This window comes from Pseudomonas rossensis (genome assembly GCF_039888995.1).
Lineage (GTDB): Bacteria > Pseudomonadota > Gammaproteobacteria > Pseudomonadales > Pseudomonadaceae > Aquipseudomonas > Aquipseudomonas rossensis.
Genome location: NZ_JBBWCB010000200.1, coordinates 1 through 7,730 on the forward strand (window position 1 = coordinate 1; position 7,730 = coordinate 7,730).

At 43.9% G+C, this 7,730-nt stretch carries 10 protein-coding genes; 5 read left to right on the forward strand and 5 right to left on the reverse strand.

The features are described 5' to 3' along the window. Positions 1–271: 271 nt before the first annotated feature. Complete coding sequence (locus WLY71_RS28525) at positions 272–652, reverse strand: hypothetical protein (RefSeq protein ID WP_347806226.1); 381 nt, start codon at positions 650–652, stop codon at positions 272–274. A gap of 849 nt (positions 653–1,501) precedes the next feature. Then, complete coding sequence (locus WLY71_RS28530; protein ID WP_347806227.1) at positions 1,502–2,152, reverse strand: hypothetical protein; 651 nt, start codon at positions 2,150–2,152, stop codon at positions 1,502–1,504. A 185-nt stretch (positions 2,153–2,337) separates the two neighbouring features. On the opposite strand from WLY71_RS28530, the gene WLY71_RS28535 reads away from it, so the two are divergent. The 4 genes from WLY71_RS28535 to WLY71_RS28550 all read left to right on the forward strand — a co-directional run bounded on the left by WLY71_RS28535 (position 2,338) and on the right by WLY71_RS28550 (position 4,776). Then, positions 2,338–2,565, forward strand: coding sequence for a hypothetical protein (locus WLY71_RS28535; protein ID WP_347806228.1), 228 nt, complete (start codon positions 2,338–2,340; stop codon positions 2,563–2,565). 74 nt (positions 2,566–2,639) lie between these two features. Then, a complete protein-coding gene (locus WLY71_RS28540; protein ID WP_347806229.1) occupies positions 2,640–3,047 on the forward strand; it encodes a hypothetical protein in 408 nt (135 codons plus the stop codon). Next, a complete protein-coding gene (locus WLY71_RS28545) occupies positions 3,028–4,473 on the forward strand; it encodes a hypothetical protein (RefSeq protein ID WP_347806230.1) in 1,446 nt (481 codons plus the stop codon). The genes WLY71_RS28540 and WLY71_RS28545 overlap by 20 nt, the downstream gene beginning before the upstream one ends. Positions 4,474–4,518: 45 nt before the next feature. Continuing rightward, positions 4,519–4,776, forward strand: coding sequence for a hypothetical protein (locus WLY71_RS28550; RefSeq protein ID WP_347806231.1), 258 nt, complete (start codon positions 4,519–4,521; stop codon positions 4,774–4,776). Positions 4,777–5,133: 357 nt separating this feature from the next. On the opposite strand, the gene WLY71_RS28555 is transcribed toward WLY71_RS28550, so the two are convergent. Both WLY71_RS28555 and WLY71_RS28560 read right to left on the reverse strand, forming a co-directional pair. Beyond that, complete coding sequence (locus WLY71_RS28555) at positions 5,134–5,583, reverse strand: hypothetical protein (protein ID WP_347806232.1); 450 nt, start codon at positions 5,581–5,583, stop codon at positions 5,134–5,136. 33 nt (positions 5,584–5,616) lie between these two features. After that, positions 5,617–6,558, reverse strand: a complete 942-nt coding sequence (locus tag WLY71_RS28560; RefSeq protein WP_347806233.1) for a hypothetical protein — start codon at positions 6,556–6,558, stop codon at positions 5,617–5,619. A gap of 151 nt (positions 6,559–6,709) precedes the next feature. Between WLY71_RS28560 and WLY71_RS28565 the strand changes: the two genes are divergently transcribed. Continuing rightward, complete coding sequence (locus WLY71_RS28565; RefSeq protein ID WP_347806234.1) at positions 6,710–6,952, forward strand: helix-turn-helix domain-containing protein; 243 nt, start codon at positions 6,710–6,712, stop codon at positions 6,950–6,952. A 108-nt stretch (positions 6,953–7,060) separates the two neighbouring features. Here WLY71_RS28565 and WLY71_RS28570 read toward each other — a convergent pair. Then, on the reverse strand, positions 7,061–7,730 hold a 670-nt coding region (locus tag WLY71_RS28570; protein WP_347806235.1), incomplete at its 5' end, for a hypothetical protein.

The window sequence follows — 7,730 nt, forward strand, 5'->3', positions numbered from 1 at the left end:
TTACTAACACTATACTAAACCTATTGAAGGTAAAGATTGAGTTGCCCCCACATAAGAACGATCAAAAAAGCCACCCTGAAACGCTCCAGAATCCGCTGCGGGGTGTTTGGACACACATATCAGCACACCTGAACACTTTCTGTAAAACTCGTCTTAAAGGCGGCCTGGAGGCCCTGTAACAGGAACCCGGATTAATCAACTGCTTGTAAAGGAAATTTATTCGTTTCCGAATATTTGATTCCCACCCTCGCGAAACTGCAAACCCCTTGCGTTAACGATCCGAATTTAGAGCCATTGATGCAATATAATCTCTGACAATAATCTTTGCGGCGGGGTAAACTAAAGCGCTGGTGAGTTGCGTGCCATCCAATCTGGATCGCTCAATAAATAAGTCGAACAGACTAGTAATTGCTTGATCTGACGCAACAAAAAAGACATCTGCTTCAATACGAGCTATCGCATAGCCAGCAAGAAGAGCCTCGCATTTAACCTTACGTTTAACATTAGCCTGCGCATCCAATATAGCCTGCAACTCCGAAGAATTCATAACGTCAATTGCTGAGGTAGCGACATGATCAGGAATACTCAAGTTATCCAGAATATATCTAGCCTTTAGCTTGCACACTCTTACATCCACATCTAATTCATTCATCTCAAACTCTCCTATGATTTCAAATAAAATACAGTGCAACACTTGAACAACCAAGACCAAATAAAAATTTATATGCCAGCAGGATGCAAAAATAATTGGTATAGCAAATTCCTATTTACTCCATACCTCTTGAACGTCATCGCTATCGATTAAGAATAGAAAATCGCCTCATGGTGCAAATGACAAACACCCCTCCGCTCTAGACCATTCAAATTATCAAGGAGACAAACATTAGATTATAAAATGTGAAATGCATTGATGCTAGTCTTATACAAACTCACAAATCACCACGCATTAGATGCAGACGAAATCCTAGGACCTATCGTCAATAGGTACTTACAGTTACCGCCCGCCCCGCTGGGCGAATTCGACCAGTTAGGGTCGGTATTTCAATAAAATTTCATTTCGCGTGCTCAACTTCGACATCAGTACAGCACGCACAAAAAAGCATCGGCTTGTTCAGACCATGCTAAGCCCCGATTGGGATGAAGAGCATTAAGTGAAGTGAGAGTACTGCTTTTTCATTTCTAAACCACCTATGCGGCGGTGCGAGTTTCTAAACCGCTTATTCAGCGGTCAAGGCAGCTCTCACTTCCTCAATACACCTGATTTCTAATGCCTATGCTACTAACCGTTTTCAGGGATTGCCAATTGAATGTTCGGATCAAATCAGTTATTGACATCGGTGAAATCTATGTCAATCACACAAACAATTTGCTTCATCTATACATCAGTGTAAACACCTCTCGGGGCTTCTCCCCTGTCCCCCGATAGCATCTCAGCAACAGGCGGCCAAAAGCCCGGCCACCCATCGCTGAGGTGCTCCACTAGGAGAGCATTCCGGCAAGCTCAGGTTTTCATACGGGACTTGTAGTCGCTGACAACCCGAGAAAGCTCTCGATCCGTCGCGAGAACCTCCCCTAACAACCGTGTGACGAGTGGAGTTGCGACAGGGCAAAGGCTGATAAAATCGCGCATCTGCGTACACAACTCCTGAGCCACTATCACCTGATCCCACCAATCATTCAAAGATTTGCACGAAGCTTTCAGATCCGTGCGGTGCAGTTCGCCCGTGGTATGCATGCCCACCCCACACATTCCAGCAATAAAAGCGTAGACATCCGCTCGCGTTTCGAATGAACGTCGGCGTGTCTCAACCAGCGTGAACGGTGGATTCGCTTCGAACTCCACATTCACCGGTCGCAGCTCCCGAACGTTGGATTCTCGCCGAATTAGGGAAACGGCCTCACGCACCCTTCGAGAATATAACCGATCCAGAATGAGCGTTTGCACCACGAAGCCCTTAAGCTTACTGCTCAGCCCCCGAGGTAATGGTTTTAGACCACTATCCGTCATCTCCTTACTCATTAAAACTTCACAAAAATTTTTGACTATCAATAAATTGCCCGCAACGACAAATAACTCTTGAGCCACGGAAAACGTGCAGAGATAACGATCATCGATCAACTCTATATTCAACCCAGGAACTGTTGTGCTCATTACCTGCCTCCTTATTAGATAACTCAATATAGAAGCATAAACTTTAAATGCCCAATGAAAAATTTTAGTTGCAACTAAAAAACCGATAGCTGCACTCTATGTCAATCACACAAACAATAGCCTAATTGAATAATATGACAAAAATAGTGATATAATAAGCTCATAAAAACAAGAGCTAAGAAATCATGGCCAAAGACCTGAAAGACAATGTAACAATCGACATGTTTGATGTTCTCTATCCAAAATTAAAACCCGGTAGAAAAGCCTTGTTTGGCGAGCCGATGTCAGCAGCACAACGATCGCGAAAATACCGCGCAGAAAAAAGAAATCAAAGCATTATCATCATGAACAAGGCTACTCACGGTGTGCACTTCGTGCGCACCATGAACCTTGCAAGGGGATTCTCCCCTTGACCCCTAACAGCAACATCCGTGGGATTACCCACCCCCCCCTAAAACCCAAAAACAATAAAAATAGGGTACGAATTATGAGTGAAGTAGCACCTAAACATCCAAAAAAAATACCAGCCGTTAACACGACAAGGATTCATATCAAACTGAAAAAAAACTTAAAAGAAGAGCTGGGAAAAAAAGCTGCCGAAAATTATCTTTCTTTGAGCCAGCTACTGTTGCAAAGCGCACGCAATTCGCAAATCACGGTGAAACGTGTTGAGGCACCGAAACTTTCGAAAGAGTTCATGGTGTTAACCGCAGCGACGAATAAATTTGGCGCGCAACTGAACGTCATCAGCAAGCACTGCAACTATTATAAAAGCGGAAGTGACACCCTCAAAATTCTCCAGGCCCTGATTGATGTTGAACGTGGATTGGCCGAGCTGACTACTGCGATCCTGGGTGAGTCCGTGGAGGTGCCAAATGGCGCTGCACGGTTTTAGCACGCATGGCACGAGCGGCGGTGCTGGTCCAGTGGGCTATTTCATTGCAGGTGAGTACCATCATGTAGGGCTGGACGATAACGGCGACGAAGTCGCCGAGTGGCGTCCCAGAGCCCCTTTGCCCGAAGTGATTGAGGGTGATCCAGCATTGATGGTTTCGATGATCGATGCGGTTCCATCGAAGCATAAATACACGTCTGGCGTATTGTCTTTCACGGCAGAAGACACGCTGAAGCTGCAAACCGCAGGCCTGGAAGAGGCCATTCAGGACATAACGAGTCGCCTGAAAGAAATGCTGTTCGCGGGCATTTCAGAAGAGCATCAGCATATTTTGATCGTTGCACAAACGCATTTGGACCGGCTTGAGCTGCACTATGTGACACCTCGCTGGAACTACGAAGTGGATAGAGCTTTCAATCCAGCACCGCCAGGCTCAAAAAAATTCGAGGCTATGGATGCCTTGATGGATTTTATCAACGTCAAGTACGGCCTCGATGACCCCCGTGACCCGATGCGTGCCCGAGTCACAAAAAATCCACTGTGGACTCCACAAGAAGCTAAGCCGCTTAGGGATGAGTTGAACAGCTTTTTTACCGATATCGTCGCTGATGGAGTGATCAATAATCGAGTTGAATTAATCAAATTCGCAAAAAATGCGGGATTTGAAATAACGAGAACCGGAGCTGATTACATAGGCATCAAGGCGCCTGGATCAGATAAAGCGGTCAGACTAAAAGGAGAAATATTTAATGAACGATTCACTAGCCGTACTGAGCTTGCAAATACACAAGGAAAAAGCGCAGAACGAGCAGCTCATCTCGAAAAATCAGCAGTTGTTGAACGCTATAAAAACGCAGTCAGCGAACGTCGAACGTTTATCGAAAAGCGTTTCAGCAAAGCACTCAGCAATATCAGGCGCGGAAAAACGCATGAAGAGACTCGCAGCTTCTACACAAAAAGCCGAGGCAAAAGTATCGAAATCAGTAAAAACAGTATTGATCCTGTGCGCCCTAACAATAATAGTAAACGCGTCTATAAGGATGATGTGAATGACGGATTTGGAAAAGAAATTGATTCAATTATTACAAGAGCAGAATGCAATATTAGCGACAGGCAACAATCAACTCATAGAGCGAATAGCGCTTTTTACCGAGGAACTGAATTACTTACGGCAGGAGCTACGGCTGTTAAAACAGCTAACCAGCGCCTAGAAGCACCGCAGAATCGAAAATACGCGCTCTTACCATCTACACCTGCTGATGCGATAGCCGTTATCGGTGAATCTGCCGGGACGATGGATAGTGGCGATGCTGAAGCTGATAGAGTAATAAATAAAAAACGATCTGAATCCGGATCACTGAATAACAAATTGCGGCAAATAGAAGCAGCTAACAAAAAGAATAGCGGCAATTATTCTCCAACGTGAGTTGTGTTAAACTCGATCATATAATAACAACAAAGGGAGTGCGATATGACAAACGTTTCATTAGAGGTAAGTGTAGCTGAGTTCGTGAAGGGGGTTGATGATATTTTTGAACGTCAACTGAAGCTCATAAATGAACTCCGCGAGTCTTTTAGGCTCGTCGCGGAAGCTATGCAGAAAAGCTTGCATTCCGAAGAGCTGGCACCACTGGAAGAAATCGGAGTAAACAACAATTACTTTCATAGAAAGGTTACAACTTCTGAAGTTCGTAGAACAAAATTTCCGAGCCCGCCCGATCAGTTCTAAGCGGTAGACTTCTCACTAGCTCTCGAAACCAAAAGCTAATCGCACCTAGAAATCATCGAACACAAAAGCCCCGTCAAAAGACAGGGCTATGTGTTTTACGGCCTCTATTATCGACCATGCTCAGCCATCTTGTTACGTGGGTCAGTCGCGACGGCTTTATTCGCCGGATCAAGTTCTCCCTCAGCCGCGTAGGCTTGTGCTGCGCTGACTGGGCGTCCGGAACAACCAACCACTGACAAAAAGGTCAAACTGAGCGCAGTAACTGCCAGGAAGGACTTAGTATTTTTCATTCGATTCACCGTTTTTCTTAGTTTTGCTATTAATGCTTTCTGTGGAGTTTTATAAGGCTAGGATCAACTAGCTTGAAGGTTTACCAAACACTAGCCGCGCTTTGAAGTGATCCTTCAACATTAAATACGCCGCGCTGAGTCCAAACAGAACAAACACCATGACAGACATTAATATCGATTGTGTAGCTTTCAAAATAATGATAAAGAAAGGGCTCATCAACAATGCAATGGCAAGTCCAAACATACAAACCAAAAAAATCGGCCATGCCCTACTCTGACTGATCACTTCACCATCTTGAAGCTGAATTGAATAAAGAGTGTGCGTTCCAAAAATCCTACGTACAAGTGCTAATTTTACCTTCGCACCGACCTTCAAAAATGACCGAGTATAATCATCGCAACTTACATTTCTAATACGTTTACCGTTTATTTTAACAAACGAAATCATTCGCTCGCCGCTATCGTATGATCCAAGCCCGATCTCTTCGATTAAGCCGTCATGAATTACTAGCGCCATGTTAACCCCCACGACTTTAAAATATAGTTAAAACTAAAAAGATTTCGTTAACAATGTAGTCTTTGTTTCTGAGTCAACAACATCTATTCGTTGCGGAGCGATCAGAACATAGCGTTGCGCTCCCAAATTCCCACCTAGTTTTTCTCGTTGAACTTCTTTGACGTATCCGTAGACGGCAATCTGAATTGAGTCGCGCATTGACTCAATTTTTTTTGCTAGTGACTCATCAGTCACTTCAAAAAAAATACTCGATCCACCGCTGAAGCCTAAATAGTAATTGACTGGCCCCGGATTGACATAGCAGCGAATTTTTTCTGCTTTAGCCATTGATGCCGAGTTACGCTCTTCCTCTTCTGTATATTCAAGCTTGTCCGAAAGAAGACAGCTGTCTATTGCAAATCCCTTTTTGACAAAATCATAATTACTAAGCGGTAATTTAATCCATTGGTCAGAGGTGAATTGGATCAGATTTTTACTCCTAACTCTATCTGCCTCAGCCATTGTCAGCGCATGTAGCTTTTCTGTCAGTTCGCGTTTTTTGAAAGTGTCTTGGGTAGAGATACGCTCATGAGCGATTCGATAGAATTCCGGGTTATCGTTCCGAGTCGTAATCGGATCTTGAACAGCCTCCGCGATATCGTCAGCGCTCTCATCCCAACTGCGCTTTGCGTTGTATAGCAAAAATGGGGCCATCGTATTTCTGGCGTTTACGTAGTCGCTCGGTTCACCGATATCAGGACTCTTGAATGTTACTGTCAGAGGCCTATTTTCCTCTTCTAGTTGTTTTTTAACCGCTTCGTTAACGGCCGCCTGATCCTCGGTGGACTGCTTAACAGCTTTTTTAACGCCTAGATTAGCAGCAGCTTTGGACTCAGGTTCATTCCCATCTGTACACGCACTCAGCGCAGCAAGGCTTAATGACAATGCCATTGCTACCACAAGGCTTCGCAACGTCAGGCTGTGAGGGGTGGTCATGCAATCGCTCCTTATGGCGCCACTCATTCACTGGGGATGGCCGACCAACTCCCGCATGGTGGCCATGCGCAATCATCACACAAAAACCCGTTTTGGGATAATCCTTTTTTGGGATTATTAAATAGGTCGGCCTGTTAAAAGACGACTCCTTGTGACCTCAACCTACTCAGATTCCTACCAGCTATTGCTTTTGTTGCTTGTCGAGGCACGCAAAAAAGCAAAGCTCACGCAAACGTTGCTTTCGGAGCGTTTGGGAAAACCACAATCATTTGTATCAAAGTACGAGCGAGGAGAACGCAGATTGGACGTAATCGAGTTTCTGAAGGTCTGTAAGCAGCTTGAGGCTGATCCCTACAAGATAATGCATCGGTTAGAGAACGCATTTCCTTCGTAAGAGGTTTGAGAGAAACTGGCTCACGCACGCGTATCTGAGTCCGAATGCGCTCGATAATTCAGAATACTCCTGACCATGAAAAATTACTGATTGCGTCGATGTGGCTTGTTATGTGCCTTTACCTGAATATTCTTTTTTAACAATATTTTGAGCCATTACACTTGCGCTGTGTGGGCTGTCAAATATTTCCTTATAAAAATAAAAAAATGCGACGCCAAATTCAGCCAATTCAATAAATATATAATTATTAGTTGAATGAAAAAAATGAAAATCGGGATTTTTAGTATATAGTACGCACAGCGAATTCAACCTACTAGCTTTTGATTTAACGCCAAGAACCTTTAATGCTGATCTTAGATTTGAAAATACTTTTGCCGGGCTAGTGTTTATAGGGCCTTGGAACATTGAGATTGGAAGCCTTCCGATATAAGGTATGTACTCAGAACCTTTCACTTTATTTAAACTTCTACGCAAATCTAGAACTTGAAACTTATACTCCAAACTTTCAAGCCAAAGAATAATAAGCTCAGTAACTTCTAATGAAAAACCTTCTTCCTTAACATTTACTCTATCAAATTCGTGTTTAAGATACCTCTCCAGAGAACCCAAAATATTAGAATTACAGTCCTTGCATGCAGGCAAGGTGGTTTTATTATAAGTTTGTGAGCTTCCATTAGTAGTTGTAATGAAAGTCCTCTTAGCACAGCGACCATATACCCACTGAGGTATTACGTGCTCCCTAGTCAAGCTTTCAGTCGCACCACAGAATATACATATA

Bases quoted from the DNA above. Each gene is read 5' to 3' on its own strand.
- WLY71_RS28525 (WP_347806226.1), bottom strand. From the start codon at position 652: ATGAATGAATTAGATGTGGATGTAAGAGTGTGCAAGCTAAAGGCTAGA.
- WLY71_RS28530 (WP_347806227.1), bottom strand. From the start codon at position 2,152: ATGAGCACAACAGTTCCTGGGTTGAATATAGAGTTGATCGATGATCGT.
- WLY71_RS28535 (WP_347806228.1), top strand. From the start codon at position 2,338: ATGGCCAAAGACCTGAAAGACAATGTAACAATCGACATGTTTGATGTT.
- WLY71_RS28540 (WP_347806229.1), top strand. From the start codon at position 2,640: ATGAGTGAAGTAGCACCTAAACATCCAAAAAAAATACCAGCCGTTAAC.
- WLY71_RS28545 (WP_347806230.1), top strand. From the start codon at position 3,028: ATGGCGCTGCACGGTTTTAGCACGCATGGCACGAGCGGCGGTGCTGGT.
- WLY71_RS28550 (WP_347806231.1), top strand. From the start codon at position 4,519: ATGACAAACGTTTCATTAGAGGTAAGTGTAGCTGAGTTCGTGAAGGGG.
- WLY71_RS28555 (WP_347806232.1), bottom strand. From the start codon at position 5,583: ATGGCGCTAGTAATTCATGACGGCTTAATCGAAGAGATCGGGCTTGGA.
- WLY71_RS28560 (WP_347806233.1), bottom strand. From the start codon at position 6,558: ATGACCACCCCTCACAGCCTGACGTTGCGAAGCCTTGTGGTAGCAATG.